This window comes from Bacillus sp. 3255 (assembly GCF_031456485.1).
Classification (GTDB): domain Bacteria; phylum Bacillota; class Bacilli; order Paenibacillales; family NBRC-103111; genus Paenibacillus_E.
In genome coordinates this window covers 47,862-72,335 of sequence record NZ_JAVDUS010000017.1, presented here as the reverse complement: position 1 = coordinate 72,335, position 24,474 = coordinate 47,862, and the positions used below count along the sequence as shown (strand labels likewise).

The window sequence follows — 24,474 nt, the reverse complement described above, 5'->3', positions numbered from 1 at the left end:
AATGAAAGGATTCGACTGTGCAACCCCATTAACTGCGAAGACAGCTGCATTGTTTGCTGCAGATGGTTTTCAATTCGCTGCTCGTTATTTGGTCCCGGCTAGCAGTTGGAAAGCACTGAAGAGAGAAGAAGCTGAGGCTCTAAATCAAGCCGGCATCGATATCATTTCAGTGTTCGAAACAACTGCTGATCGAGCACTTGGCGGCCGTGCTGCCGGATTGGCTGACGGAGCAACAGCTGTTCAGGTGGCTAAGCAAGTTGGGCAACCGATCGGCAGCTGCATCTATTTCGCAGTTGATTTCGAGGCCAGGGCTTCTCAGATGGCAACAGTGATCGAGTACATACGGGCAGCAAGTGAAGCCACTCCGGATTATACAACTGGCGTTTATGGCTCATATGCAGTTATTGAAGCCGTATATGCATCCGGTGCCTGCTCGCGCTTCTGGCAAACACGAGCATGGAGTTATGGTAAAGTTTCTGACAAAGCCAATATTTATCAATACGATTGCGGGCCGCAAGGTTTGGGTCTGACGTTGAACGGTATCGGTGTTGATTTGAATGAAAGCTTTGGAAATGAAGGAGCATGGAACAATCTGAAAGTGAAGGAGGAAGAACCGATGCTTAAAGTCGAGGATGCAAATAAGGTCATCGATGTTTTAAAAGCTTTATATGGTTTATGTATTGATCAGTCTAGTAAAGATGAAGTCCATCGATTGGCAAATGAATTGCGAAGAGTATCAGGTCAGCTTCAATAGGTAACAAAAGTTTAAATTCCCTCATTGACATATAAGGTTAATGAGGGATGGTGACTATTTTAAGCTGTGCTAATTCATACAGCATTTTTTGTATTTTTTTCCGCTACCACAACTACAGGGATCATTTCTGCCGAGAGTTGTTTCCTTATTGTTTTTATTGTTTGATGTAGTTAAGTTTGAGTGCTTATTAGCATTGTTTTGTAATGAATATTTGGTAAACCTTTCTGCTAATGCCCTCCGTTTCATTTCTTCATCTTCTTTTATCATTTTTTTTAATGATCTTGCAGATGCCCGTTGAATCTCTGTAGAGACTTTGGCAGTACGCTTAAGATCCTTGAAAAACCCTTTAATATAGATTTCCCCATCTATAGTATTTTGCTCAATCAAAAGATCGAGATTAATTGTGCCGAAATTAGCCATATCAGGCAATACCAAAGGTGTTTTTCTACGTGTGGTTCTTTTTAAAATTTCAAAAACTCTACTATGGTATTCTAGTGGTACAGCATCGAGACCAGCAATAGCAACACCAGTACGCCAATCAACCCAATCAGTAGCTCTATATTCCGCGGTTAAGTATAACGAACTATCGGTAGGCATTGCGTTAAATCCATCGATTATTGGTTTTGGTACTTGCCTTCCATTTGGATTTTGAACAAAGGAAACAGGCGTGTCAGATTTTGCTTTGAAAGCATGCTTTACCCCGTTGATAAAACTGTCACTGAATAGTGACCTAACAAATTGATGTCTGTGACGATAAATTAGTACTCCATCTATTAATTCAAATTTACTCTTTTTCCAAAATGAGTTCTCCGTAAACATTCCACATTGAGGACTTATTAAAGCTGGAAGCACTTCATTAACATAATCATCCCAAACAATTGCAACAAGACGAACATCATCTTTGTATTCTTTCTTAGTAACATATTGTTTGAATTTATCTTCAGCACTTGTAAGAAATTCTTTTACTGTCAATATCCTAGGATCTGATACTTTATCCTCATCTGCTAGGTTACGGTTATGTAAATGAGATGTTACTTGAATCCCGCTCTGTCTAGTCACAGCATATTGATCAAGATCTGGGCTTTTAACTTCGACAGCATAATAAATATTATTCGCTTTAGAACGGAATTCAGGGTTTTTTGAGTTTAGGCTTACTTGTGGTTCAGATAAAAGATATTTAATGCCATCTTCCTTGTCAGCAAACGTAAGCGCTTCTTGTATTACAAGTATTTCGGCAAAGTTGGAATAGATCTGATGAATTTGAGAAGTTTCTGAAATACGATTAATCATTTTAACAGCAAATCCAATTGATGATTTTTCTATTTCTACAAGTACTTCAACTAGCATATTAACAACGGGATGCACTAAAATTCCATATTCAGGCATACTGAATTCATGAACACAATGGCTCAAGGAGTGGCCTTGTTGAGGGATTTTTTTTTTTAAGTACAAATGGATATCGCTATGTTTCAAAGTTAATTACACTCCTGGAAAAATATATTATTAACTCACTCTTTATCGATATATAAATCTCATAAATCCCCCACTGGCCGTAAATGGCTGGCGGGGGATTTTTTCGTTTTATTTAAGAATAATTTCTGTTTCTTTATTATCTGCGAGTCGAGTTAAATTCTCACCAAGAACATATTTAACAAGAAGTTTGATGTTTGTAATATCCTCAAGCTTACTGCTTTTTACAGGGAAGATGATTTTCCCTTGTTTAACGACCTTACCATTGAACTCAGAAGTAATACGTTCATCACCAGATAATGTATCTTCAATTTGCTCTTTAGTATTGAGCACGACAGTGGATTGATCTACAAACCATTCCACTTTATCATTTGAGGTGTTTTCGACAGTAACATCAAGAATAATGGCGGCTTTCGCTTCAGAAAATGAATACTCTTTATATGCTGGATCAAGAGTTACTTTAGATATATCCATAGTCATAGGTCCATTTGTAACATTCACTTTAACATCGTAGGACTTCGCTGGATTCGCAGCTTTAACCGGACTGTATCCTTGACCTGTGATTTGAATTTCCCGCTTTTCTCCGTCCCACTTAACCTCAGCTCCGAGAGTTTCGCTAACAACCCTCAAAGGAACATAACTGGATCCGTCTACTACCTGAATGTCCGAATTGATCAATTTCCCGTTAATAAATAATTTAATATCAGAAGCAGCATATGCCCCGACTGCGACAGAAGCCGCGATGATTCCAGATAGTCCAAGTGCAACTAATAGTTTCTTCTTCAAGTGAATTCCTCCTCATTTTGTATCCCCATCATTTCTGTAATACCTACGCCAAATCCTACCAAATAGTTTCATTAAATTTACATTTAATCCTCTGTTCGCATTTTCCGTTCCCATAAAATTTCACTTGCATAACTATTACGTCCGCGGTGTATAATACTAAAACACGAATGAATGTTCCCATTTTGAATGAATTGAGGTGTTCTATGGGGTTTACAACTAAAGAAGAACAAGATGACATTACCACATTTATCTTACTCCCAATGATTTTAGAGATGATCGATAATTGGATGACTTTCCCTGAGAGTACACCGCTCAAACACTTGCATCCAGATCAGTTCCAGCAATTGCTTGATATGATTATGATTGATCACGTTGAATCTAAGAAACGCCTCAAAGATGCTGATATTAAAGTTGTGAAGGCGTGGAAAGTAGGATCGACACTTGATTATAAAATTTACGTTCGGCGATTTGAGGAGAGTTTTGGCATTTGGAAAGGATATGCAAAAGCAGAGATGTCAGTACGGTTAGGAAGGTATGTAGCTCGACTGGATAAAAGTAAATTCAAGCCAATAGTCGCGGACCCAACTGAGAAGAAAGAGTTAAACGTCGATCGTAAAATGTTTGTTAATTTTGATTAATAGGAGGCATTTCTGGTGGGTAAGAAATTAGAACATAACGGTCTATGGGAATCGAGTCGGATGATGCTACCCCAACATAAAGAAGCTGCGATAATTAAACGTAAAGAAAGTCAACGTCTCCCGCGGCCAATTCGTGACGATCAGGGGATACAGATCATTTCAGCTACGTTGAGCCAATCGCAGATATACAGGAAGCCGATCGTTCTTACTTTATACGATGAGTATGAGACGAAGGAGTTAACCGGAATTGTGACTCGCAGCCAACGTAATGAATTTCGATTTGATACAGAAGACCCGTTTACTGGTGAGATAAATTGGGATTGGATCAACTACAGTGATGTTCTTAGAGCCGAATTAAGCAAAGAATGGACAGAAGATGAAATGATTGATCCCTAATTTCTAGGGCATAAAACAATACAGAGGATAATTGGTAGTAAAAGAGGGCATAATAAATAAAATTCTAACCCTGCCAAAAATAATTTCGTGATTTATTGTTTATACTTGCAAATTACGAAGTACTCGCATATGCTGGGTGAAATGAACTAACCTCGGCTCAACGGCCGAAGTAAACACATTTAATATACTTGTCTTACGTACCAAAAATCGCAACACCGGGACTGGAGAGGTAAATTGAATGTTATATCCTTCAATCGATAAACTGCTTGATATCGTGGATAGCAAGTATTCGCTAGTTGTAGCTTCTTCCATGAGAGCAAGATCATTACGTGACGGTGCAAAATCAAATTTGAAAGGTCAAAAGTCTGACAAACATGTGGGAATTGCACTAGAAGAACTTTACGGCAACTATATCAGTTATGAGAAAATCTTGACTGAGATAGTCGATAAGAAAATAAACAAAGGTTAGTAGCAAACTAGCGTCATCGGAGAAATCCGGTGGCGTTTTTTTTTACCAAAAATCCTCGACAGAAACATCGTATCCCATCTTACGAAGTGCCCCTACAAATTTAATCCTCGTTCTTGCATGTGGGTGGTAATCCTCATTCCCACAAAGTGCTGCCATTGTCATTCGATCGATACCCGCGGCTACCCTCACTTTCTCTTGAGTAAGTTTATTGTTATCCAAAAAACTTCCCGCTTTTGTTCTTGGCTTTCCTAATCCAAACATATTATCCACTCTCCTTTTATATCACCAGAGTGGACAAAATCTATGAAAAAGATACAAGCCTTTTCAAAATTACTTACAACATGCCCAAGCATAGGCCATATACCTATATTGTCAGACAACAAAGAGAGGATGATGACGATGGCAAGAGTGGTGCATCAAGAGAACAACTTTATCAAGCAGGCAACGCGTATGGGATTAGAGCAAATGTTGGCGGATGTTAATTTGCTTTTATCAATGGAGCTTACTGAAGGTCAGAAGATTACTAACGAGGAGATTAAAGCACAAATTCTGAAGCACCTGGATGAATTGAAATGATGAAAGAAAAGCGATTTACGTTTCGCGTTAAAGGTTGGTTGCTGGAGAAGTTGCTCAAGGAAAAGAAACGTGATGTTTCAAAGATCGTTCGTGAGGCATTGATAGCGCACTACGGAGGCGAGTCAAAGTGATTATTCCACCACAAGTTTTATCGATCGTTGGGATAGCGATCATCGGCCACATCGGAAATAATCTTATCGTTAGCATGGGTGGCAAAAACTTCGCGATATTCTTCACAATTATCTTGGATGTGGCGGCTGCCGTAGTTAGTTTGAAATGGGTATGGGATAAGGTCGGGGAAATCGCCCACACATTCGGAGTGATGTTATGAAGATCGCTCTAGTTCCTAGGGTGTGTTCGCAGCTTGTTGACCAATCGAATTGTGCAAAGGCAATTGAATTATGCGGAGTTGACACGAATCCTGACGTATGCACCGCTAAATTAATTGGCAAAGCGTTTGCTGATCCGGAACCATTTGTAGTTACAAAGGCATTATACGGGTTTGGTCAATCCACTTATCACTTTACCATGCGACATGGCCACAATTACTTGCATTCCTTAGTAAAAGATCTAATTCAAAATATTGGTGGAGATGGGCAGATTGGCGTCGTGGGAAGATTTATCTCAGATGTGCTAGGGGTGCAATAAATGATTAGCCTGTTCACTGGCTTCTGTATCTTTGCCGGCAGCGTTCTAGCCTATGCTTCAATACCGAGCAGCCCCAAAGAATGTGTACCATCTCGAAGTGCGAAGCTGATCAAAAGGGAGGATGGTAAGGATGTTTTTATTACCATTAGGCGCAGGAATGATGGCAGCATCAGCGGTTTTACTAACGAAATTTCGCTTAGACAAAATGAAAGAGGAATCGAATCATTACCATATCACCATAGAGGATGAACCAGATACCATAATCCCTTTCAATCGTTTATCTGAGAAGCAAGAGAGCAGCAAAGAGCAATTTAAGAATATGCTTCGAACTGAGTTCGATATTGATTGGCCGCCGTCTGATAAGTTCAAAAAGTAGGTGTCAGCATGAAGAATACTCTCGCATGGACAATTGCAGTAACCGGCATTACCGCTGAAATATTTATTGCAACATTAGATTTTTGGTTTGATGTTCCACACTTCATTTTTCATATTGGCGACGACATGCATTTTACTAGGAGGTAATGTTTATGAGTTGGCTTGTAAGAATGCTTGCAAAAGCTTCGCGCGTTGATATGACGGAAGTTATGAATCAACAGACTGCAGATGATGTCATTCACATCATTAAGGAGCTGCTGCTTTGATGTCTGGTCCGTTAGGTGGCTTGCTTAAGTTCTTCGCGAAGGAGATCGGCAATAAAGGAGGTAGAATAGTCGCCAGAGATATCCAAGCGGCTGAAAGTTCTTTCCGATGGACGCATGCAGATAAGATTGCTGATCTCAAAACCGATGTCGGCCTTTCTCCTTCATATGTCGAAGAGTTAATTGATAAAAGCAGCAAGGTTGAGGACCTGGATAAAATCTATAGGTACCTCAACAAACCAGGTAATCATTACGATAACTCATCGCTCCATAGTTTGTATCAGAAACTCATGAATAAAGTCATTGAAGTCGACAACCAAAACACCATGCGTGAAATGATTCGTGTGTTCAAAGAAAAAGGAATGTCGATGATTGATCATCTAGATTACTTCGTATGAGGTGGAATATGAAAATTGGTAAAACGGCTTTCGCTTTAGCTGCCGTCACGGTTTACATCGTTTGCCCGGCATACCGCTATTACATTATTGGGTCCTGGATCGGCTACAAGATCATGAACGATAAACCCCGTTTCCGTGTGGTGCCCAAAGACTCCAAAACTTATAACCGATTGGTGGGGAAACCGGCATGATCACTCTGTTCAAAGTCTTGTTTCTTCGCGAGCATCACGAAGGAGTAACACACGGGAAATTGTCCAACGCTTATAAATGGCAATCATTATTTAAGAACCGGTGAAAGTCCGAGCAACATTCTCGGCTTGTTCCCGGTGAAAGTCAGGGGTGAATGGTACAGGGAGGTAATTCATTGCTTGTTCGGCTTAACTTATGTGACATTCACCCCTATTAATTTTTTCGTATCCTTTCGTTTCGTTCCACTCAACTCACTTATTCGCGCATTGCGCTCACTGGAGGTGCCGCCATTATGGCCGATCCATTCTGGCAAGATCAACAAGGTTCAACACCAAATTCAAATTGGTTTAAAGATCACCCAAAAACTACGCTTGTACTTCTCTTATCTGCAGCTTTAGTCCTCGTTCTCGTAAGCATATGAACTACACACAACGCATTCTTCGAATACTCAATAAGCCATTGCTAAAAGACATCAAGGAAGGGCAAAAGGGTTGGACGTATTACAAGCATAGAAGGGTCATATGCGGGTGGGAAATCGGATTCCATGTACCGCTAAACTCGTCCTATGAAGAGGCTGAGAAATACCTTCCTGCGCTTATAGCGACGTGTGGGAAAGAAGTTGAGTTAATCAACTTCAAGGGGCTGCTCGTCTGCAGAATCATCGAAAAAGATTGGCCGTTTCCTTTGCGCTTTAAGAAGGAGCACTTGAAGCAGAATCAATTGCTTATTGGCTACGATCGGTTAATGCAACCTGTTTACCATCCCCTTAATGTTCATATTCTGGAGGGCGGTGCGTCCGGTGCAGGAAAGACGGATTGGCAGAGATGGATTGCATATCAACTTCTTTTGCAAGGTTACGAAGTATACATCTGCGACATGAAAGGATATTCCTTCTCACCTTTTGAGGGGCTTGTAACGGTTGCGGATGAACTTAAATCCAGCAGGAAGATACTTGTGGGATTGGTGAAGGAGCTCGAGAGGAGAAAGGCCGTAATTCAGTCGAGGGAGTTTGGGAATCGTGAAGAGACTGTTGCTGCTTTCAAGCCGATTGTTGTACTCATTGATGAGGCGGCTGACCTTTCGCCAACCCAGTACGCCGCGAGAACTATGGATAAGGAACTAGCATTCGATTGTGATTATGCAATTGGATTCATCGGTCGAAAAGGACGTGAACCTAAAGTGTTTTGCATCTACGGAACACAGCGGCCGGATGCTAGAGTGATCAATAAGCAATTCAAAGATAACGTTGAAGCTTCCATTGCATTCCGAACTAAGGATCACTTCGGGTCCCAAATTATCATTGATCGTCCTGGAGCTGAGAAGATTAATCCTAAGGATAAGGGGCGTTGCATCTATTCCCACGGGGAAGATATTTTAGTTCAGACTCCATACATTGGCGGCGATAGAGAGTGGGAGAGATTGTTGGCGCCACTCAAGAAAGGAATGATCATCGAGAATGGCAACTCTGAGCGCACCAACAAAGAAAGAAATTATACTGAAGGCTCTTTCACAAGTTCCAATAGCTCGCACGGATCAGATAGCAAAACTGTTCAACTTAAATTCCAGCCCACTAAAGAAAGCTTCACAGAACCTTCAGGAACTGCTTCAGGAAAAACTAATCGAATGGGAATGGCACAGACGCGCAAAAATATGGCGTCTAACACGAAAGGGCCTGCAGATGATGAATGGGTCTAGGCTGCCGTGTGAGCACGTTGAGCACGCTTTGGAAGTTGGGGAGATATATTTCACCTTGCAGCCGTTTCAATGGCTCTACGAATACAAGCAGGAGTTCAGTTTTGCAGGCAGGTCGTTAGTGTGGAATCCAGATGCCGTATTTGCTTTTGTGACGCCAGAAGGGAAAAAGAAGTTGGGTTGTGTGGAGGTCCAGAGAACACCTTTAAGTGTGAAGCAGTGGCAAAGTAAATTCTCTGTTTATAATTCGTTTTTTGAGGAGGCTTATAAATCAGCAGAGTTTCAAAATTGGCGGTCAGGAGCAAGCTCCAGCGCAATTATGCCTCACTTATATGTGATCTCCACTCAGAAGAATATCGAGGGTTTGAATATCGCAAATCGGGAATTGAAGGTCATTTCTAGTGTCATGGAGTTGCAATAAAGAGATGAAAAGCTTATTCGACTTAAGTTGATTCTAAAAGGAATTGTTCGGAATACGTTGAAGTATTAGATAAAGTTAGATTTAGGAAATCAGGAGGAGATTGGGTTGGTCGGTTTTTTTACACTATTATTATTCGTTTGTTTTATCGCAATTATTGTTGGGTTGATTAAACCGAAAGCCGTTATTTTTTGGGGGAAGGCAGAAAAAAAGACTCGAGGGAAGGTGTTGCTCACCTACATTCTGGGTATGATCGCATGTTTCATACTTGTCGGAGTTAGCGCACCTAAGACAGACAGTGAACCTGCATTATCGCAAAACAAGGATGCAGTCACAGTAAAGTCAGAAGAAGAAAAAGATAAAAACCCTACTTGGAATGTTAAGGATCTGCACGCAGACAAAAATGGTAACTTAGCACTTGGGGTTAAAATGCTGAAAGCAACTGGCGATATACCTCAGGGAGCTGAAGTTCCAGCTGAGGATGTATTAAAGACCCCATGGAATTACTATGGCAAACCGATTAAATTTACAGGTACAATTGGCATCGTGCAAGACTATCCTCCTGGTAGCGATTTTGTTAAATCTGGAGTACTTTCACAAGTTGTTTTCACTGCTACGGATGGTACTATCATTGATTTATTTTCTACAGTCGCAAGTGGAAAACTGAAGGTAGGGAATCAACTAACATTAGTCGCATATCCTGTAGGTCATGTGGAAGTGGAGAATAAGCTTGGAGGTAAAACAACTCAGCTCGCTGTTGTTACTAACAAGGTTGAATAAAATAAAGCAAAATGCAACGTGTGAAAGCCCGAGGAAAGAGGACTCGGGCTTTTTCCTTCAAGTACCAATAGTCATGTATAGCTCTAAGGTGTACGATTATTATGGGTGATGAAGATAATGTTTATTCCTCCAATGCTTCTCCAATATGCCAAAAACAATGAACCGTTTGATGGAATTTCCACATTAGCAGAACTGAAGTGGGACGGCATTCGATTGATAGTTTCTAATATGGATGAACTCAACTTATATACAAAGAACACCAATGCAACAGTGAAATACCCCGAGCTGCACAATCCGCCAATTCCGAAGGGAACGATATTGGATGGTGAAATTGTAGTTCTTGATGAACTCGGGCGTGCAGACTTTGAATCAACGAACGCAGGATTCAGATCCAGCAAGAGGCGTAAACCCGTTGTATTTATGGCTTTTGATATCTTGTACCACCGCGGCATAGATGTGACTGGATTGCCGTTAGTACAACGTAAGAAATTGCTTGAAGAGACACTTGAGGAGACAGAGCATTATAGAATTGTTCGACCGATAAAAGGTAGTGCAAAGGATTTCTTTAAGATCGTATGTCAGCATGGGCTCGAAGGTATTGTGATTAAGAAGAAAGACTCGAGGTATGAAAAGGGAACGCGTTCTTGGTCGTGGCAAAAGGTAATCAATTATCAGAATGCCGAGGTCTACATAACTGGGTACAGCAAGAAGGAATACTCTTGGTTGCTTGGATATCCGGAAGGAGAACGTATACGGCCGATCGGCACTATGGAGCTCGGAATCACTCAGTCTGCTCGTGAATCAATGTGGCCTGTGTTTCAGTCGTTTAAGAGTGGTGAGAGCAAGGATCATGTTTATGTGAAGCCGGTTGTACGCTGCAAAGTAAAATATCGCGATTGGTATAAATCAGGGGCGATGCGTTTGCCGGTGTTTGAGGAGTTTATTGTATAGGGGATGAATTATATGGAGTATCGTGTAAGACACATGGAGACCGGCAAAGAGAAGATACTTAGTCACTTAGATGTGAATGATATGGACTACAACGATGCAGGACAGGTTGTAATTTTTGATACGACATTGCAAGCCTACCTTCTAATTGATGAAGAATAAATAAAAGCCCGGGGATTCTTTCCCTCGGGCTTTCGCATTGTCCGGTGCTTCCGGTACGAAAACATATTAACATCTTCTTCCAAACTTGTCTATTGTTTTTTCTTATGCATAATAACGTTTTAGATAATCGTCCCATTCGATTGACGTCTGCGTTTCCGCCAGCACATCAATCAAACGGCTTCGGTCCCAGAGTGTCACGCCGAGTTTCCGCGCTGTCTTGACGGCAGGTGCCGTTAAGGTGGAGTTCGTGACCACCATAGCCTCATCGCAATCATAGAAGGATTTACCCGCAAACACTTCCTGGACGGCTGATACGCCAACCGTCCCGCTATATCGTTTGCATTGGACGGCGATTTTTCTTCTTGCTTTCTCGATGATTAAGTCCACGCCGTCGTCGCCGCTGGCCGGCGTTAATTGCACATTGTACCCTTTGCGTCGGAATATATCCGCTAAAAAATGCTCAAATTCCACGCCTTCCATTTGGTCTACCTCTTGGATGTCGGAAGCCACCAGCAAGTATTCTTCGAGAATCCGCTTTTTGTATTTCGTAACCTCTGAAATTTGCCTTTCTGCCTCGTCTAAAACACGATTCTCTATTTGCTCTCGAACAGGAGGGATGGGTTCGGGAATCAGTTGCGGTTGGAGCATTTTAGTTTCATCTTGACGCCAATAAAAAATAAACACAATCAAAAAATAAATGCCTGCTGATATCCAATAATCAGCACCTAACAAACTACTGTCAAATGAAGCTGTAAAGGTGAAAAATCGATGCAATAAACCTTCCGCAAGCGCGAGTGAAAGACTTATAAGAAATGAAAAGAACCAGCCTATCAAAATAAATGATAACCCAGTAAACAACAAAACACGTAGAAATTTCTTCGCTAGGTATTTGACGCGTTCTGAAGCGAAACTGTCTTTGTATTTTCTCATGATGGCAATGTTTTCACCTTTTATGCTTTGAAAAGTAGCGCGGTGTTTCAGTTCTTCTGTCTTATAGATGCGGTCGATCTCACAATCCACGCAGAACGCCACGATTTTGTTGTTCTCGATTTTCTCGAACAGCTCTTCACGGTGTTTTGAGCAAAGCTTAGACAATCCAACTTCCCCTCTTTTCTTTTTGAAGAATTATCGTTATATATATTGCTTTTGCATCGTATAGAATGTGAAGGATGATCGGAATAAATAAGCTGCCTGTTGTGAAATACAAATACCCCGTGATAGCCCGAATATCGTTGAACTGATTATACCACTTAATCCCTGCATAAAGTGTCCAACACAGAAAATCACCGAGATAATCACCAATGCCCATAACTCCGATAAACCCAAGCTTACCGCGTAATGCTGTAAGAAGCTAATTTTGACCGGATTATGACATTTATGCAAACGAATGTTCTGTTATATTGAAGGGGAGCTTGTATACGTTTATTGCCGAAAAAAATACATACCAGGGGATGAATTATGCACAAAGAGAAGAAGATTAATGCATCAATTAACATGGCAGTACTTCAAAACGTAAATGTTCTTCAACTGCCACTTGGGAATATCTGCGGAATATATAATGAAATTTGCAGTGGTTGTTACCAGATATTTCTTAACAATCTTGAGGAAGATCATGAAATGTGTGACAGGGCTTTAGTTATACTTATGAAACACCACAACAGTAGCCAAAAAGGTATGACAAAGGTTTTAACCATAAACGATTTACTTCCTATGCGTTATTGAACTATTATTTTGCTTTAATTGAACAGTGATTTTATTTTATGTTTTCCTTGATGACGTAATTTACAAAACCCACCATTTGTTGGTGGGTTTTGCTTGTCATTGAACTAACGTTCCTCGTTAGTTTTATAATCAGGACTATAAAAAAACATTTTCGCTATGTTGCTATATCACTGGCTAATTTTATGTAATGAAACTCTAACGGCTCTTGGACCCTTTGTACTATCATATGCCAACTCAAACCTCACTCGAGTCGATTCCCCATTTATTAAAGAGAACCTTTCTTCTGCATTTCCCTGAAAATCGCTAATGTGAAAAAATATATCCTCCTTAAGATTAGGAGTTTTACCAGCTACCAACTCAGTATGTTTCAGAATAAAACCAAATCCTCTGTCTTTGTTAAAGTCTTTTACATGACTGAGGTAATAAATCCATTTCCCCTTATTTTCGACAATATTATGGTTTTCAAACTCCCCTTCAAATTTACCTTGACGTGTATAGAGGGTGCCAAGTCCATGATAAAGACCGTAATGGTACCCCCCACTATAGGAAAGTTTATGTCCGTAATAACCCCAATCTTTCTCAGGATTATATGAGACACCAGACCCATGAAAGGAATCATTTTGCCATTGCCCTTGATATGCTATATTCCCATCCTCAAAAAAAGATGTTCCAACACCGCTTTTTTTATCTTCTACCCATTCCCCACAATATTCTTTCACTGACCTTGCTTTATCATAATAATCAATAACTCTGAAAGAACTACCATGACCGTGCCTTTTATCGTTAAGCCAGTATCCATCATATATTACATGACCGTTATCGTATTCTTTCCCCCGACCATTCCGTTTTCCGTCTTTTATGCCGCCCTCATAAATAATAGTACAACCTGAACCTGATACTGAAGGCGAATCAATAACTTTTAATAAACGGTTGTTCTTTTTATCAATAAAACTATTTTTTTTAAAGTTACCCGAAAGTAAATCTCCGGCTCTAAGCCTGTATACACCTTTACCTTCTATATTTCCTTGAAGCCATTGCCCTTCATATTGAACTAAGCCGTCGTCATAAAATGTTTTTCCAATCCCATTGCGTACTCCATACTGAAATTCGCCTTCATATAACAATTGGGTAATAACTTTATCATATGTTCTCCTACCGTAATAGGCTTTTCCTTCACCATTAAATATTCCGTCTATAAAGTTTCCTTCGTATTTGGTAAGTAGGAAAAGAGCACCCGAATTACTTCCGTGATCCCCCAAAAGATTAGTTTTTTCCCCTGGTTCTAATTTAAGAAAATCGTAAAATTTTCTATACAATGCTCGAATATCGGTTGTCTCAAGGACACCATACCCATGAAATTTATTATTTTTCCATCCCCCATTATATGTTCCTATTTGACCTTTAATGGGAGGGCGGGTCCAAAGGTCTTTATCTGGTTGGAATACAGTATGCTCCATAATTACCGCATCCACCCATTCCCCGTCTTGCAAATTTCCTTCAATCCAACATTTACTTTTGTTATCATTACTATAAGAGCCGTAAATCATGATAATTGTTTTGCTACCAATATTGAGTACCTCTAAGTGGTCATTATCTCTAGGCACCATTATTTTCTTATCACTTACTCCTTTAGTATGATATGAATTATTCCTGTAGCCAATTTCATCCGAAAATATATTTCGAATTTTTTCGAAAAAACCCATTAACATTCCACCAATCTTTTTGATTTTTCAAGACATACCAATAATCGTATTTTTGGTATTTATACCATACACTGATAGTGTTAAACTGCCCGTTAGCTTAACGCTAACGTCAGACTAGTTCAAGAAAATTCTTTAATAAAAAAGGTGAGTCATTCCATTAAAGGAGACACACCTTTTAAAAATAAATTACTTAATGCTGCATTTCATGAAGACGATGTATTCAAAATAATTGTAAATTACTTGTTCTTCCTCTTCGATTCACCAAGTCTCTCCAAGAAAGTAACCTCCATAATCCGCAAAGTATGCTCCATCATCTTTTCGTCAAGATCAGAACTTTTCCTCAAGATATCTTCCATCTCAATCAAAAATTTTCTTCTTTTAATTTCATCCTCATCAGGTAATTCATTACTTTTAACAGTTGGAGTCGGATCTTCGGTTAGTCCAAGTAAAAAGTCTGAACTCGTTTTTAGTGCAGTGGCTAATCTACCTAGAACATCACTTGGTGGAATGCTTACATTTCTTTCGTATGATGATAAAACCCCTCTGGTTACACCTACTAAATCTGCACATTGTTCTTGCAGCATATCAAGTCTTGCTCTGCGTTCTTTAATCCGATCGCCCAATGACACTACAATCACCCTTTGCTATATTCATGTTTATGTAATTCAAAATTACATAAATTTATATTGCGAAATTTTAAAATGCGTGGTATATTCGATTTACAAACAGGACAGGAGGTGAAAAATGGAAATGCTAAGAGCTCCCAGAAGGTCTAAATCAGCTCCGAAGAAACAAGATAGAACTCAAAAACCGCGGCAACGGTTTCGAGAGTTACGTCTTTCTAAGGACATCACTCAAACCAGAATGGCATCCGACCTTCGCGTTACAGATATGACTATTCGTTCGGTTGAGAATGGCACTAACGACCCAAGTTTAATTATGTCTCTTATCTACACTTTTTATCTTGGGGGCACTTTCGAGGAATTGTTTCCCGACCTTGTAGAAGAAGCGAAAATGTACTACCATTCGTTACAAGAAAACTTTTCAACCGTTTAAGATTTATCTTCGATGCAATTTATAATTACATACAAAGTATATTACGATATTAAGAATATCGCAACGCGGAACATTCGTTCGTATTTAAACATCTTTCTTTGAAAGAGGTTTATTTCCGCATGCCCTGTATGTAAATAAAAATTACATGGCTGGCATATCATGCAATTCATTGTTGAGAGGAACGGTGAATGCTTTGCAACCTGATTACAAATCATATCTGGTTTCGCTGTTACGCCATGCAGTTCAGAATGATCCGATACCCAAGCCAGTCACTATGCTTCAAATGTTCAGTGATATCGTTAATAAGTCCGCTGAGATCGACGATGACAAGACACTAGAATTCATTCACTGCATGATGCTGCTGCTTAAATCCTTCACGGAAGACGGTGAGTAATATGCGCATCAAAATAAATGGCCAAGATATTGAACCCGGCAGCCGCGTTACTATCGAAAGCTCCAGTTACTCCGATGCTCAAGGTTTACTCGTAGTCATTGCCGGCGCTGTAGCAGCGTGGCTCTGGTACAACTCCTTCTAAAACTTAAAAAGAGGATGTGTTCTCATGATTGGTATTCACGAAGTTCACCGTAAGATGGCAGAAATTGCTTTTATGAATACGAACGAAGAAGGAATCCTTGAATTGGATTCGGTCGCAACTATGAGAGTCATTCAACTTCTTAAGAAAAACATGGAACTTGTCTGGAAGCATGACAGCCTAAAAAGCCTAGCTTTAGAAGCTCAGGTTGCCGGTGACATGAGATGGGTCCAAGAAATCTGCATTCAAATTGAAGAGCTTGAAGCTCAGATGATATGAAAGGAGTCTTCCAAATGGGTATCGATAACCACACATCCGAATCCATCAACCATCTTGTCAGCTTCATAAATTCCTAAACAGCGGCGTTGTTCTGGAAGCTGCAAAGGATTGGCTGCGCGGCGAGATTTATCAAATAGAAAAAGATCTTGGAATTCAATATGAGGGAGAGTGTGCGGTGTGAACTTGAATGAGCTACTTCCCAAAGAATTAAATGCTACCGACGTCACATTCGTTTGTATTGGAACAGACCGCTCAACCGGTGATTCTCTTGGACCTTTAGTAGGTACGTTCCTCAGTGACCTAGGATATGACGTTATTGGGACACTAGAAAATCCTGCTCACGGTATGAACCTAAATGAGCGGCTGGAAGAGTTGAAACCAAACAAAACAGTCATAGCAATCGATTCTGGCCTCGGTCTAGTGACATCTGTAGGGAAAATCAAGTATCAAAGAGGCTCGATACAACCGGGTTCTGGAGTGAACAGAGAAGACCTCCCTAAGGTTGGTGACTATCATCTAATGGGGATCGTGAATGTTGGTGGGTTCATGGAATATTACGTTTTAGCAAATACACGACTATCTCTCGTAATGAGAATGGCTAAAGAAATGGTTCAAGAAATAAAAGTAGTATTGCCATTGACTGCCTCCTTTCATGAGGTGGCGTCCGGAAAAGAAAGAGAGGTAAATCAATGCCTAAAACAATAAAATTCGTCTCACTCCACCTTATCAGTTACACCGGACACGACGAAATCACAGTCAACTTTGGCGACGTCACAAAGCTTACTGGAAAGAACGGTCAAGGCAAATCCTCCATCGGCGGAGCTCCTGTTTGGATCTTTTGGGGGTGCGACTTAACCGGAGGTAAGTTCGATCCTTCGCCTACTGACCGTCCATTTGACCGCGTATACGGTTCTCTGACGCTCACTGTCGCTGGAGTTGAACAAACGCTAGCCCGTGAGATTATCGGCGGTACAAATAAGTTCTATGTGAATCAAGTGCCTATGAAAGCTAAAGAATTCGAGGCTCATGTGGCAGGTTTATTCAGCAAAGAGCAGTTCCTAGCGCTCTACAGTCCGGGCTTCTTCTTCACTCAACATTGGCAGAAGCAACGGGAACAGGTTATGCAGCATGTATCGGCGCCTACAAACACCGAAGTTTTCAAAGCGATGTCTCGCACATCTTCGGATCAGAAAGACAAAGAAATTGTTCTTAACCCTCACGCACTTCGGCTCATGGATGAACTCAAAAAACATTCAATTGCCGACCTGGAGAAGAAGTACACAGACCTAAAGGGTAAAAACGACAAGCTACATATTCAGTCACAAGGAAGCGTCAAAACACTCTCAGATCAGCTTAAAGCGCTGGGTCCTGCTGCTGAGATTGACAGAGAAGCATTGCAAACTGAAGGCGAAGAGCTTGATAGAAAGATTCAGTCTTATGAGGCTGATAAATCAAAGGTTACACAATGGGAGAATCAGCGGAGCCGACTTCAAATGCAGATCGATCAGCTATCCCAACGGATCCTTGATGGCAAGGCAGATCATGCAAGAACAAAAGCGAATGAGATTAGTACGACATGCAATTCCTGCGGCCAAGAGTTGACGGAAGAAGCTAAGGCGACATCGCTCGGAAATAAGAAGACTATGGTGAACGGCATAGCCAAAAGAGTGAACGACATGCTCGCACATAAGAAGGATCTCGTTGCTCAACTTGAAGCCTTGCCGGAAATGGAAGGCCCGAACTATTCTGTTGCAGACTTGATTAGCCGTATCGGTGAAATTAACTCTATCCTGCAGGCAGACATCACACGGTCAAAAGCGGCTGCTGAGTTGGAGAAAGCGAAGCAAAATGAGGTTGATTATCTCAAAGCCAAGAATGACTCAATCTTTGTACTTGATGCAATCAAAGCATTTAAGGCCAAGGAAGCTGAGCTCCAGGTGAGCAAGGTGCAAGAACTTTTCACCACATTATCTGTTCGATTGTTCGATTATGTCGCTTCCACAGGTGAATATAAGCCTGCTTTCGTCATCCAGATGGATGGTAAGGACTATCCGACCTTATCCGCGGGTGAGAAGATCGGCGCCGGCTTAGAACTATCGGATGTACTTTATAAGCAAAGCGAGTTAATTGTGCCGACGTTTGTGGATGGGATTGAATCCTTCACTGGCAAAGTCGCGGTGTATGGGCAACTCATCACAGGACGCGCGGTGCCGGATCAGGAACTGAAAATTGAAACGGAGGTTATTGCATGACCATTCTAACATTCATCATCCTGGCACTTGCGGTTTACCGAATCACTCACCTCATCGTCTATGACAAGATTTTCGAACCAGTAAGAAATAACTTTGTAACACGGGACTTCATTGATTATCAGTTTACTTATACTCTCCAAGGTGGTTTTATAAGACGCTTCATCGGCAGTGTTATGAACTGTTACTGGTGCGCAGGGATATGGGTTTCAGCGGTCCTCATTGGATCCTATCTCATAGCACCGACCATAACCTTCTATGTAGGCCTGATCTTCGCTCTATCGTCCATACAAGCAATTCTAGAGACGGGGGTACTTAAGTCGGTGGGCATGCCGCTTGATATGGTTGAAGTGAAGTCAGAGACTGAAGAGGACCCACTGAGTGTAGCGCGGGGCATTAAGAACGCATTATTTCTGAGTCTTATCTTCTACCTAGTAATAACGTTTATCGCATTAATCGTTATTAGTCTCTTTGGGTGACACATATGAAGAACCAGATGGCAAGTCTGTCGCTGAAGGTTTTTGTTTTATATGTTCACCGTGAGTACAGCACACATGAAATTGCGAAAATTTTAGGTGTTAGCCAGAGAACTGTCTCAGGTTACCTGAAGAAAATCGAATTAACGAGCAGGTCATTAAAAATATTGATTCAAAAACAAAGAAAGTTGAATTTGCTTAACGCTCAGACAAAGCAACAAGAACTTAAATTAGGGAGGATTTAACATATGTCAACTCAGGTACAAGTAATTGGAGATTTCACGCAAGCAGAACTGGACACTATCAAAAACACGATCGCTAAGGGCACGACGGATGCTCAATTTAATCTCTTCGCTCGGACAGCTGCTGCCGCTGGACTCAATCCATTCCTTAATCAAATTCACTGCATTGTTTATCAAAGCGAAAAGTACGGTCCGCAAATGTCCATCCAAATTTCCGTCGAAGGCATTGTAGCACTCGGTAAACGACATCCTCAGTACAAAGGCTTCATTGCTTCGGAAGTGAAAGAAAACGACGACTTTGAGATCGACATGGTTACTGGAGAGCCTAAGCACCGGATTATTTCCATGACGCGTGGAAAGACGGTTGGAGCTTATTGTGTTGCGTATCGTGAAGGTGCTCCGAATATCGCGGTAATCATTACGAACGATCAAGTGGATCACCTTACTAAGGGTCGGAATAAGGATATGTGGACCAGTTATTTCGATGACATGATTGTAAAACATGCAATCAAGCGGGCCTTCAAACGACAGTATGGTGTTGAAATCAGTGAGGATGAATATGCCACACAAAACAACCTAGACTTGAGCCAATCTCAAGAAACTCCGCAACGTAAAGACATCACAAGTGAAGCGACTCACACCAACACTCCGCCAGCTACAGTAATTGAAGAACCCAAAGTCGATCCAGTGAAACAAGCAATGAATGCTATTAACGACCGGTTCAATCAGTTAGGGATTACAGATAAAGCAGCAAGAAATCAGTACCTGAAAGATAACAAAATCACTTTCAAGGATCCGAAGGTACCGACTCTTGCTGAGTTGCAAGGCGCAGTCTTGATGCTTGATCAGAAGATTGCAGATAACGAAGAGCCACTCAACTTGGAGGAATAGCAATGAAAGTTAACATCATCGCCTCCGGATCCAATGGTAACTGCATTCATCTTCAGAGCGGTAGCACGAGCATCTTAATCGATGCCGGCATTGCCAAGACGAAGATCGAGCAGCGCCTGATTGATAATGGAATTATACCTGGGGAACTAACAGGAATATTCATCACCCACGCTCATGGTGACCATATTAAAGGCTTGCCGCTTTCTAATAAGTACCGCATTCCGGTGTTCGCAGGTGAAGAGGAATGGAAAGACATCTCGACTGTTGATGAAGAATTAAAAAATGATATCGACGATTACTCAAGTGTTCTATTAGGTGGCTCATGTGATGATGGATGGTTCCAAGTGGTTGCATTCAATACTCATCATGACGCCTATAACCCTCTAGGGTACGCAATCAAGGGATCATGTGGTGAGAAGGTTAGTGTTTGCTTGGACACCGGTAAAGTAGATAATGACATGCTAGAAGCAATGGCCGACTCAGACATCTATATTATCGAAGCAAATCATCATCCAGATTTAGTCCTAGCATCTAACTACCCGATCAGCACCCAAACCCGAATCCTTTCCGATATCGGCCACTTAAGTAATCAGCAGACAGCAGCAGCTCTTAGCAAACTGGTTAAAGGCAAAGGCGAGAAGATATACCTTACCCACTTATCCAACAGCAACAATACACCGATGCATGCCCGGGCAGAAGTCATGCGAGTTCTTAGGGAAAAAGGATTAAAAGAAGGACATCATTATCATTTGGAGGTGTGCAGTGAATGAAGGCAATAATTCAGAGATGGGAAAACGATAACTGGTATAAAGGAATGTTGAATGAACAATTCTTCGTAGAACCTGCAGGAACAAGCCATTACTATGTTCGTGGAAAAGGTGTTCATGCTGGAAAAACGATTAAATCCGAGCACTGTGACATTGTTATCTTGGGAACAACTTTGAGTGAAATGGTCGGAAACATCGAAGTTCTTGAAGAAGAAAGGGTTCTTCTGCTTAAGCAAATCGAGCGCGAACTTGAGAGACAGAAGCCGGTTGTAATTCCGTTAGATGTAGCGGATGCGATTGAATATTTCCGCTCTTGCGGTTATCGAAATATTGATTTTGTGAAGTATTTATTTGGAGTTGAGCGAGATGGTTTCAATCAACAATCTTTAACAATTAAAGAATTTATTCACGATAACGGCGGCGGCGACCTATTCCTGAAAGCTCTAGTGAATGATTACACGATAGAGACATTGGAGAGTAAAATTGAGGCGGCTATTCGAGCAATTCATAAAGAATGGAAGCAACTTGATTTTCCAGACGTTCAGGAATCCGATGAGCATCTAACAAAATGTATAACTGAGCGTGTTTCAGAAATCATTCGTGAGGATCATGCGACTCAGTAAGTGGGTGAGGTGAATGGCAAGCCCGCAAAAGGAAAAAGGATTCACACCGGTTGCTAATGAGATTCTAGATCAGATATGCCAGTACAATCTCAACGGGGCTCAGCTTCGGATCATTATGAAGATATGGCGGCAGACATACGGATATGGCAAGAAGGATCACGAATTTGCAATCAGCTTCATTCAAATGACAACCAAGCTGGCAAAGAGCACCGTAAAAAAAGAGGTCGCTGCACTTATCAAATCCAAGGTTCTCATTGTCACAAAAGAAGAAACGAACACAGAGGGTCGCATGTTAGGGTTCAATAAAAATTACGAAGATTGGATGGTTCCGAAAGGAAGTGAGTCCGTGAAAAAGACAGGTCAAGTTGATTTGTTCGATGAGTTGGAGGTACATGATTGTGACCCTCCAAACACAAATCTTGAGGTATACGATTGTAACCCTCCAGAGGTATACGATCATGACCCTCAAAGTAAGGAAAATGGTTACTTTGAGGTATACGATTGTGACCCCATTAAAAGAAAAAGATCTTTAAATAAATTATTTAAAGATAAGAGTAACGAGTATATATTCAATTACTTTTATAGTAATTACCCAAGAAGAATATCAAAAGCTGCAGCAAGAAAATCATGGGATAAACTGAGCAAAGAAAAAGGATTCGATGCAGCACGTATTATCTCTAATACAATCAACTTTGCTGAGACATGTAAACTCCTTGAAACAAAAACGAATTTCATACCTCACCCTTCGACTTACCTCAATCAGAAAAGGTATGAAGATTATTCAGTGGTCGATCCCGAGGGCTTAGTGGCGGAGAAGAAATCAAAAGTTGCAGATAACGTCGACTTCTTACTTGGTAATATGGGCGGTGGAACAATTGACAGAACAAGAAGTCAGACTCTTATTGGCGAAGGCGGTCGCGGCCTACCCGAATAAGGCGCCAGATTTTAAAGCCAGTCCGGCAACTTTGCAAATTTGGATTGAACGCTTAGCTTATACTGATCCGATCGTCGCACTTGAAAATTTGAATCGCCACATCGATAACGAGAAATTCTTCCCTGATATTGCCGACATCGTGAAGAAAAGAAAGATCGACACAAATAAGCAATTGAGGCTTCAGACGGAAATGCATTTCTTGCAGCTGGATTCATGGTCTGCCAAGGATGAACCGCCCCCGGATAACTTCTGGAAAGATGTCAGAGCGCGAATAGCAGGTGAAGGAACATGAAAAACATCATAGACACGCTCGGTATCGATATGCCATATGACGAGGCGAGTGAAAACGGGGTTGTCGGCGCGATCCTTGTAAACTCATCGCTTTTCGAGTCGGTCAGTGAGAGATTGAATGGTGAAGAGTTCATTAATCCGGCTCTCAAAACCGTTTATAAAGCCATGGGAGAGGTTGTAGATGCTAAGGATCCGCTAGACCTAATTACACTCACATCACGCCTACAAGACTCCAATAAGCTGCAAACAGTTGGCGGGGTAACATTCTTATCTAACCTGGCCTCTGCTGTCGGAAAGTTATCCAACGTCGATCACTACATCAGACGAATTAAGGAAATGCACCGTAAACGTCAAGCCATTGAATATGCAGCTGACCTGCTTGATAAGTCTGTACAGGATCAGGACGTAACTGAGTTCGCCTCCCAAGCTGAGAAGTATGCTGCAAAGATCAGGGAACAAGATAAGCCGGCCACCACGTTCAAACCAATTAGAAAGGTTCTGCTCAATGTATGGGACCAGTCAGAAGAACGTTATAAGAACCGGCATGAGTCAAAAGGGATAACTGGCATCCCCACTGGTTTTAATGACCTCGATAAGATGACAAAGGGTCTCCAGCGATCTGACCTTATCATTCTAGCTGCCCGGCCATCAGTGGGAAAGACAGCATTCGCCCTTAATATCGCTCAGAAGATAGGTGTAGCAGCCGATGAGGTAGTAGCAATCTTCTCCCTCGAAATGGGAGCAGAGCAGCTAGTAACGCGCATGATGAGTACTGAGGGACATATCGATGCTGAGAAGATGAAAACCGGATTTTTTGAAGGCGATGATTGGGAGAAGATGAGCGGGGCAATGAGTTCACTTGCACAAGCGAGAATTTTTATCGAGGATACACCAACTGTTACGGTGCATGACATCCGGGCGAAATGTCGGGAACTAGTGAAGCAACATGGAAGTCTCGGTTTGATCGTCATCGACTATCTGCAGCTTATCTCAGGTAATGGCAGCAAAGGTGGAGGCAGAGGGAACCGGCAAGAGGAAGTATCGGAAATATCTAGAGAACTGAAGCAGATTGCAAGGGATTTGAATGTCCCAGTCATTGCCCTATCCCAGCTCAGCCGAGGTGTCGAGCAAAGGCAAGATAAGCGTCCAATGATGTCGGACTTAAGAGAATCGGGTTCCATTGAACAAGATGCTGACATTGTAGCTTTTCTTTATCGGGATGATTACTACGACAAGGAAAGCACGAAGAAAAACATTGTTGAAATGATCATTGCAAAGCATCGTAATGGCCCGTTGGGAACTGTAGAGCTTGCATTCCTAAAGCAATATGGAAAGTTCGCCAACCTAGACCGCTCGCACCAGGAAAAGGCGGGTGATGTTATTGAGCAGGGTTAATCAGGTGACGAATGATGAAGAACGGCAACTCATGCAAAGCAGGATCATTAAAGCCTCAATCGTTATTGAAGACATGCCAGATAGTGCAGAGAGAACCCGTTTAGTTGCTGCTTATGATGAGATGGTTCGCATCATGAAGGCTTACGATCGGGCTCAGTACTGCAAGCAATACCCGGGAGTCCGAACTATCTATGAGCAACTTGGGTGGGTTGTGGCAGATGTAAAAACAGAGCAAAGGGATACGTCTGTCCATGACGTAACGGAAAATATCAAATCAGAAGTTAAAAGTAACTCAGGATTACATGAACAGCCAGATAGGGTGGAAGATGATACTCCAGACTGGCTGTAAAG

37 protein-coding genes are annotated in these 24,474 nt (G+C 41.4%); 31 read left to right on the top strand and 6 right to left on the bottom strand.

Translation table 11 applies throughout. The annotated features are described in order from the left end of the window. Window position 1 precedes the first annotated feature (1 nt). Window positions 2-754 (top strand): DUF1906 domain-containing protein, encoded by a 753-nt coding sequence (locus J2X61_RS24060; RefSeq protein ID WP_310191311.1) that lies wholly within the window; start codon window positions 2-4, stop codon window positions 752-754. Between the two features lie 69 nt (window positions 755-823). Here the strand turns inward: J2X61_RS24060 and J2X61_RS24055 are convergent, their stop codons facing one another. Together J2X61_RS24055 and J2X61_RS24050 are read right to left on the bottom strand one after the other, a co-directional pair. Then, entirely contained in the window at window positions 824-2,227 is a 1,404-nt protein-coding gene (locus J2X61_RS24055; RefSeq protein ID WP_310191308.1) for an SEC-C metal-binding domain-containing protein, read from the bottom strand. Between the two features lie 108 nt (window positions 2,228-2,335). Then, window positions 2,336-3,010, bottom strand: coding sequence for a stalk domain-containing protein (locus J2X61_RS24050; RefSeq protein WP_310191306.1), 675 nt, complete (start codon window positions 3,008-3,010; stop codon window positions 2,336-2,338). Window positions 3,011-3,177: 167 nt separating this feature from the next. Between J2X61_RS24050 and J2X61_RS24045 the strand changes: the two genes are divergently transcribed. The 3 genes from J2X61_RS24045 to rpoZ all read left to right on the top strand — a co-directional run bounded on the left by J2X61_RS24045 (window position 3,178) and on the right by rpoZ (window position 4,513). Next, entirely contained in the window at window positions 3,178-3,648 is a 471-nt protein-coding gene (locus J2X61_RS24045) for a YhjD family protein (RefSeq protein ID WP_310191303.1), read from the top strand. A gap of 15 nt (window positions 3,649-3,663) precedes the next feature. Continuing rightward, a complete protein-coding gene (locus J2X61_RS24040; protein WP_310191300.1) occupies window positions 3,664-4,044 on the top strand; it encodes a YolD-like family protein in 381 nt (126 codons plus the stop codon). 238 nt (window positions 4,045-4,282) lie between these two features. Next, on the top strand, window positions 4,283-4,513 hold the full coding sequence (rpoZ, locus tag J2X61_RS24035; RefSeq protein WP_310191297.1) for a DNA-directed RNA polymerase subunit omega: 231 nt from the start codon (window positions 4,283-4,285) through the stop codon (window positions 4,511-4,513). 42 nt (window positions 4,514-4,555) lie between these two features. On the opposite strand, the gene J2X61_RS24030 is transcribed toward rpoZ, so the two are convergent. Next, window positions 4,556-4,774: a transcriptional regulator gene (locus J2X61_RS24030; protein ID WP_310191294.1), complete on the bottom strand. Its 219-nt coding sequence runs from the start codon at window positions 4,772-4,774 to the stop codon at window positions 4,556-4,558. Window positions 4,775-4,816: 42 nt separating this feature from the next. Between J2X61_RS24030 and J2X61_RS24025 the strand changes: the two genes are divergently transcribed. The 12 genes from J2X61_RS24025 (at window position 4,817) to J2X61_RS23970 (ending at window position 10,962) form a co-directional block, all read left to right on the top strand. Further along, the gene (locus tag J2X61_RS24025; RefSeq protein WP_310191291.1) at window positions 4,817-5,089 is read left to right on the top strand and encodes a hypothetical protein; all 273 of its coding nucleotides are present in this window, start codon (window positions 4,817-4,819) and stop codon (window positions 5,087-5,089) included. Beyond that, window positions 5,086-5,220 (top strand): hypothetical protein, encoded by a 135-nt coding sequence (locus J2X61_RS24020; protein WP_310191289.1) that lies wholly within the window; start codon window positions 5,086-5,088, stop codon window positions 5,218-5,220. The genes J2X61_RS24025 and J2X61_RS24020 overlap by 4 nt, the downstream gene beginning before the upstream one ends. Further along, on the top strand, window positions 5,217-5,420 hold the full coding sequence (locus J2X61_RS24015; protein WP_274466320.1) for a hypothetical protein: 204 nt from the start codon (window positions 5,217-5,219) through the stop codon (window positions 5,418-5,420). The genes J2X61_RS24020 and J2X61_RS24015 overlap by 4 nt, the downstream gene beginning before the upstream one ends. After that, entirely contained in the window at window positions 5,417-5,737 is a 321-nt protein-coding gene (locus tag J2X61_RS24010; RefSeq protein WP_310191285.1) for a hypothetical protein, read from the top strand. The genes J2X61_RS24015 and J2X61_RS24010 overlap by 4 nt, the downstream gene beginning before the upstream one ends. 130 nt (window positions 5,738-5,867) lie before the next feature. Beyond that, window positions 5,868-6,113 carry a hypothetical protein gene (locus J2X61_RS24005; protein ID WP_310191282.1) on the top strand — a complete coding sequence of 82 codons (246 nt, stop codon included), beginning with the start codon at window positions 5,868-5,870 and terminating at the stop codon, window positions 6,111-6,113. Between the two features lie 264 nt (window positions 6,114-6,377). Beyond that, window positions 6,378-6,773 (top strand): hypothetical protein, encoded by a 396-nt coding sequence (locus tag J2X61_RS24000; RefSeq protein WP_310191279.1) that lies wholly within the window; start codon window positions 6,378-6,380, stop codon window positions 6,771-6,773. An 8-nt stretch (window positions 6,774-6,781) separates the two neighbouring features. After that, window positions 6,782-6,964, top strand: a complete 183-nt coding sequence (locus J2X61_RS23995; protein ID WP_310191276.1) for a hypothetical protein — start codon at window positions 6,782-6,784, stop codon at window positions 6,962-6,964. A gap of 415 nt (window positions 6,965-7,379) precedes the next feature. Next, the gene (locus J2X61_RS23990; RefSeq protein ID WP_310191273.1) at window positions 7,380-8,657 is read left to right on the top strand and encodes a hypothetical protein; all 1,278 of its coding nucleotides are present in this window, start codon (window positions 7,380-7,382) and stop codon (window positions 8,655-8,657) included. Window positions 8,658-8,685: 28 nt separating this feature from the next. After that, window positions 8,686-9,075, top strand: a complete 390-nt coding sequence (locus J2X61_RS23985) for a hypothetical protein (RefSeq protein WP_310191271.1) — start codon at window positions 8,686-8,688, stop codon at window positions 9,073-9,075. A 105-nt stretch (window positions 9,076-9,180) separates the two neighbouring features. Further along, complete coding sequence (locus J2X61_RS23980; RefSeq protein ID WP_310191266.1) at window positions 9,181-9,852, top strand: hypothetical protein; 672 nt, start codon at window positions 9,181-9,183, stop codon at window positions 9,850-9,852. Window positions 9,853-9,984: 132 nt separating this feature from the next. Beyond that, window positions 9,985-10,803: an ATP-dependent DNA ligase gene (locus tag J2X61_RS23975; protein WP_310191263.1), complete on the top strand. Its 819-nt coding sequence runs from the start codon at window positions 9,985-9,987 to the stop codon at window positions 10,801-10,803. 12 nt (window positions 10,804-10,815) lie between these two features. Further along, on the top strand, window positions 10,816-10,962 hold the full coding sequence (locus tag J2X61_RS23970) for a hypothetical protein (RefSeq protein WP_310191260.1): 147 nt from the start codon (window positions 10,816-10,818) through the stop codon (window positions 10,960-10,962). A 102-nt stretch (window positions 10,963-11,064) separates the two neighbouring features. Here the strand turns inward: J2X61_RS23970 and J2X61_RS23965 are convergent, their stop codons facing one another. Further along, a complete protein-coding gene (locus J2X61_RS23965; RefSeq protein WP_310191257.1) occupies window positions 11,065-12,057 on the bottom strand; it encodes a restriction endonuclease in 993 nt (330 codons plus the stop codon). Between the two features lie 399 nt (window positions 12,058-12,456). On the opposite strand from J2X61_RS23965, the gene J2X61_RS23960 reads away from it, so the two are divergent. Further along, the gene (locus J2X61_RS23960; protein ID WP_310191254.1) at window positions 12,457-12,684 is read left to right on the top strand and encodes a hypothetical protein; all 228 of its coding nucleotides are present in this window, start codon (window positions 12,457-12,459) and stop codon (window positions 12,682-12,684) included. A gap of 167 nt (window positions 12,685-12,851) precedes the next feature. On the opposite strand, the gene J2X61_RS23955 is transcribed toward J2X61_RS23960, so the two are convergent. Together J2X61_RS23955 and J2X61_RS23950 are read right to left on the bottom strand one after the other, a co-directional pair. Then, complete coding sequence (locus J2X61_RS23955) at window positions 12,852-14,387, bottom strand: cold shock domain-containing protein (protein WP_310191251.1); 1,536 nt, start codon at window positions 14,385-14,387, stop codon at window positions 12,852-12,854. 236 nt (window positions 14,388-14,623) lie between these two features. Further along, entirely contained in the window at window positions 14,624-15,016 is a 393-nt protein-coding gene (locus J2X61_RS23950; protein WP_310191248.1) for a helix-turn-helix domain-containing protein, read from the bottom strand. A 115-nt stretch (window positions 15,017-15,131) separates the two neighbouring features. Between J2X61_RS23950 and J2X61_RS23945 the strand changes: the two genes are divergently transcribed. From J2X61_RS23945 to J2X61_RS23880, 14 genes are all read left to right on the top strand, one after another. Beyond that, window positions 15,132-15,443: a helix-turn-helix transcriptional regulator gene (locus J2X61_RS23945; RefSeq protein WP_310191245.1), complete on the top strand. Its 312-nt coding sequence runs from the start codon at window positions 15,132-15,134 to the stop codon at window positions 15,441-15,443. A gap of 386 nt (window positions 15,444-15,829) precedes the next feature. Then, window positions 15,830-15,979: a hypothetical protein gene (locus J2X61_RS23940; RefSeq protein WP_310191243.1), complete on the top strand. Its 150-nt coding sequence runs from the start codon at window positions 15,830-15,832 to the stop codon at window positions 15,977-15,979. 24 nt (window positions 15,980-16,003) lie between these two features. Continuing rightward, a complete protein-coding gene (locus tag J2X61_RS23935; protein ID WP_310191240.1) occupies window positions 16,004-16,255 on the top strand; it encodes a DUF7667 family protein in 252 nt (83 codons plus the stop codon). Window positions 16,256-16,432: 177 nt separating this feature from the next. Further along, on the top strand, window positions 16,433-16,960 hold the full coding sequence (gene yyaC, locus J2X61_RS23930; protein ID WP_310191238.1) for a spore protease YyaC: 528 nt from the start codon (window positions 16,433-16,435) through the stop codon (window positions 16,958-16,960). Continuing rightward, entirely contained in the window at window positions 16,945-18,507 is a 1,563-nt protein-coding gene (locus tag J2X61_RS23925) for an ATPase (RefSeq protein ID WP_310191235.1), read from the top strand. The genes yyaC and J2X61_RS23925 overlap by 16 nt, the downstream gene beginning before the upstream one ends. Continuing rightward, window positions 18,504-18,983, top strand: coding sequence for a DUF1360 domain-containing protein (locus J2X61_RS23920; RefSeq protein WP_310191232.1), 480 nt, complete (start codon window positions 18,504-18,506; stop codon window positions 18,981-18,983). The genes J2X61_RS23925 and J2X61_RS23920 overlap by 4 nt, the downstream gene beginning before the upstream one ends. Window positions 18,984-18,988: 5 nt before the next feature. Then, a complete protein-coding gene (locus J2X61_RS23915) occupies window positions 18,989-19,225 on the top strand; it encodes an HTH domain-containing protein (protein WP_310191228.1) in 237 nt (78 codons plus the stop codon). Between the two features lie 3 nt (window positions 19,226-19,228). Further along, window positions 19,229-20,113 carry a RecT family recombinase gene (locus J2X61_RS23910; RefSeq protein ID WP_310191225.1) on the top strand — a complete coding sequence of 295 codons (885 nt, stop codon included), beginning with the start codon at window positions 19,229-19,231 and terminating at the stop codon, window positions 20,111-20,113. Between the two features lie 2 nt (window positions 20,114-20,115). Beyond that, the gene (locus J2X61_RS23905; protein ID WP_310191222.1) at window positions 20,116-20,883 is read left to right on the top strand and encodes an MBL fold metallo-hydrolase; all 768 of its coding nucleotides are present in this window, start codon (window positions 20,116-20,118) and stop codon (window positions 20,881-20,883) included. Beyond that, window positions 20,880-21,503, top strand: coding sequence for a hypothetical protein (locus tag J2X61_RS23900; protein WP_310191219.1), 624 nt, complete (start codon window positions 20,880-20,882; stop codon window positions 21,501-21,503). The genes J2X61_RS23905 and J2X61_RS23900 overlap by 4 nt, the downstream gene beginning before the upstream one ends. 13 nt (window positions 21,504-21,516) lie before the next feature. Next, entirely contained in the window at window positions 21,517-22,437 is a 921-nt protein-coding gene (locus J2X61_RS23895; protein WP_310191216.1) for a replication protein, read from the top strand. After that, entirely contained in the window at window positions 22,406-22,729 is a 324-nt protein-coding gene (locus J2X61_RS23890) for a hypothetical protein (RefSeq protein WP_310191211.1), read from the top strand. Before J2X61_RS23895 ends, J2X61_RS23890 begins: the two co-directional genes overlap by 32 nt. After that, window positions 22,726-24,123, top strand: a complete 1,398-nt coding sequence (gene dnaB, locus J2X61_RS23885; RefSeq protein ID WP_310191208.1) for a replicative DNA helicase — start codon at window positions 22,726-22,728, stop codon at window positions 24,121-24,123. The genes J2X61_RS23890 and dnaB overlap by 4 nt, the downstream gene beginning before the upstream one ends. Window positions 24,124-24,127: 4 nt before the next feature. Then, on the top strand, window positions 24,128-24,472 hold the full coding sequence (locus tag J2X61_RS23880; RefSeq protein ID WP_310191204.1) for a hypothetical protein: 345 nt from the start codon (window positions 24,128-24,130) through the stop codon (window positions 24,470-24,472). Window positions 24,473-24,474: the final 2 nt, after the last annotated feature.

Coding starts and splice junctions, on each gene's coding strand:
- J2X61_RS24030 (WP_310191294.1), bottom strand. CDS start 4,774: ATGTTTGGATTAGGAAAGCCAAGAACAAAAGCGGGAAGTTTTTTGGAT.
- J2X61_RS23910 (WP_310191225.1), top strand. CDS start 19,229: ATGTCAACTCAGGTACAAGTAATTGGAGATTTCACGCAAGCAGAACTG.
- J2X61_RS23920 (WP_310191232.1), top strand. CDS start 18,504: ATGACCATTCTAACATTCATCATCCTGGCACTTGCGGTTTACCGAATC.
- J2X61_RS23895 (WP_310191216.1), top strand. CDS start 21,517: ATGGCAAGCCCGCAAAAGGAAAAAGGATTCACACCGGTTGCTAATGAG.
- J2X61_RS23995 (WP_310191276.1), top strand. CDS start 6,782: ATGAAAATTGGTAAAACGGCTTTCGCTTTAGCTGCCGTCACGGTTTAC.
- J2X61_RS23925 (WP_310191235.1), top strand. CDS start 16,945: ATGCCTAAAACAATAAAATTCGTCTCACTCCACCTTATCAGTTACACC.
- J2X61_RS23975 (WP_310191263.1), top strand. CDS start 9,985: ATGCTTCTCCAATATGCCAAAAACAATGAACCGTTTGATGGAATTTCC.
- J2X61_RS24060 (WP_310191311.1), top strand. CDS start 2: ATGAAAGGATTCGACTGTGCAACCCCATTAACTGCGAAGACAGCTGCA.
- J2X61_RS23900 (WP_310191219.1), top strand. CDS start 20,880: ATGAAGGCAATAATTCAGAGATGGGAAAACGATAACTGGTATAAAGGA.
- J2X61_RS24020 (WP_310191289.1), top strand. CDS start 5,086: ATGATGAAAGAAAAGCGATTTACGTTTCGCGTTAAAGGTTGGTTGCTG.
- J2X61_RS23905 (WP_310191222.1), top strand. CDS start 20,116: ATGAAAGTTAACATCATCGCCTCCGGATCCAATGGTAACTGCATTCAT.
- J2X61_RS24025 (WP_310191291.1), top strand. CDS start 4,817: ATGAAAAAGATACAAGCCTTTTCAAAATTACTTACAACATGCCCAAGC.
- rpoZ (WP_310191297.1), top strand. CDS start 4,283: ATGTTATATCCTTCAATCGATAAACTGCTTGATATCGTGGATAGCAAG.
- J2X61_RS24010 (WP_310191285.1), top strand. CDS start 5,417: ATGAAGATCGCTCTAGTTCCTAGGGTGTGTTCGCAGCTTGTTGACCAA.
- J2X61_RS23990 (WP_310191273.1), top strand. CDS start 7,380: ATGAACTACACACAACGCATTCTTCGAATACTCAATAAGCCATTGCTA.
- J2X61_RS23960 (WP_310191254.1), top strand. CDS start 12,457: ATGGCAGTACTTCAAAACGTAAATGTTCTTCAACTGCCACTTGGGAAT.
- dnaB (WP_310191208.1), top strand. CDS start 22,726: ATGAAAAACATCATAGACACGCTCGGTATCGATATGCCATATGACGAG.
- J2X61_RS23945 (WP_310191245.1), top strand. CDS start 15,132: ATGGAAATGCTAAGAGCTCCCAGAAGGTCTAAATCAGCTCCGAAGAAA.
- J2X61_RS23935 (WP_310191240.1), top strand. CDS start 16,004: ATGATTGGTATTCACGAAGTTCACCGTAAGATGGCAGAAATTGCTTTT.
- J2X61_RS24005 (WP_310191282.1), top strand. CDS start 5,868: ATGTTTTTATTACCATTAGGCGCAGGAATGATGGCAGCATCAGCGGTT.
- J2X61_RS23955 (WP_310191251.1), bottom strand. CDS start 14,387: ATGGGTTTTTTCGAAAAAATTCGAAATATATTTTCGGATGAAATTGGC.
- J2X61_RS23915 (WP_310191228.1), top strand. CDS start 18,989: ATGAAGAACCAGATGGCAAGTCTGTCGCTGAAGGTTTTTGTTTTATAT.
- J2X61_RS24045 (WP_310191303.1), top strand. CDS start 3,178: ATGAATGTTCCCATTTTGAATGAATTGAGGTGTTCTATGGGGTTTACA.
- J2X61_RS24000 (WP_310191279.1), top strand. CDS start 6,378: ATGTCTGGTCCGTTAGGTGGCTTGCTTAAGTTCTTCGCGAAGGAGATC.
- J2X61_RS23970 (WP_310191260.1), top strand. CDS start 10,816: ATGGAGTATCGTGTAAGACACATGGAGACCGGCAAAGAGAAGATACTT.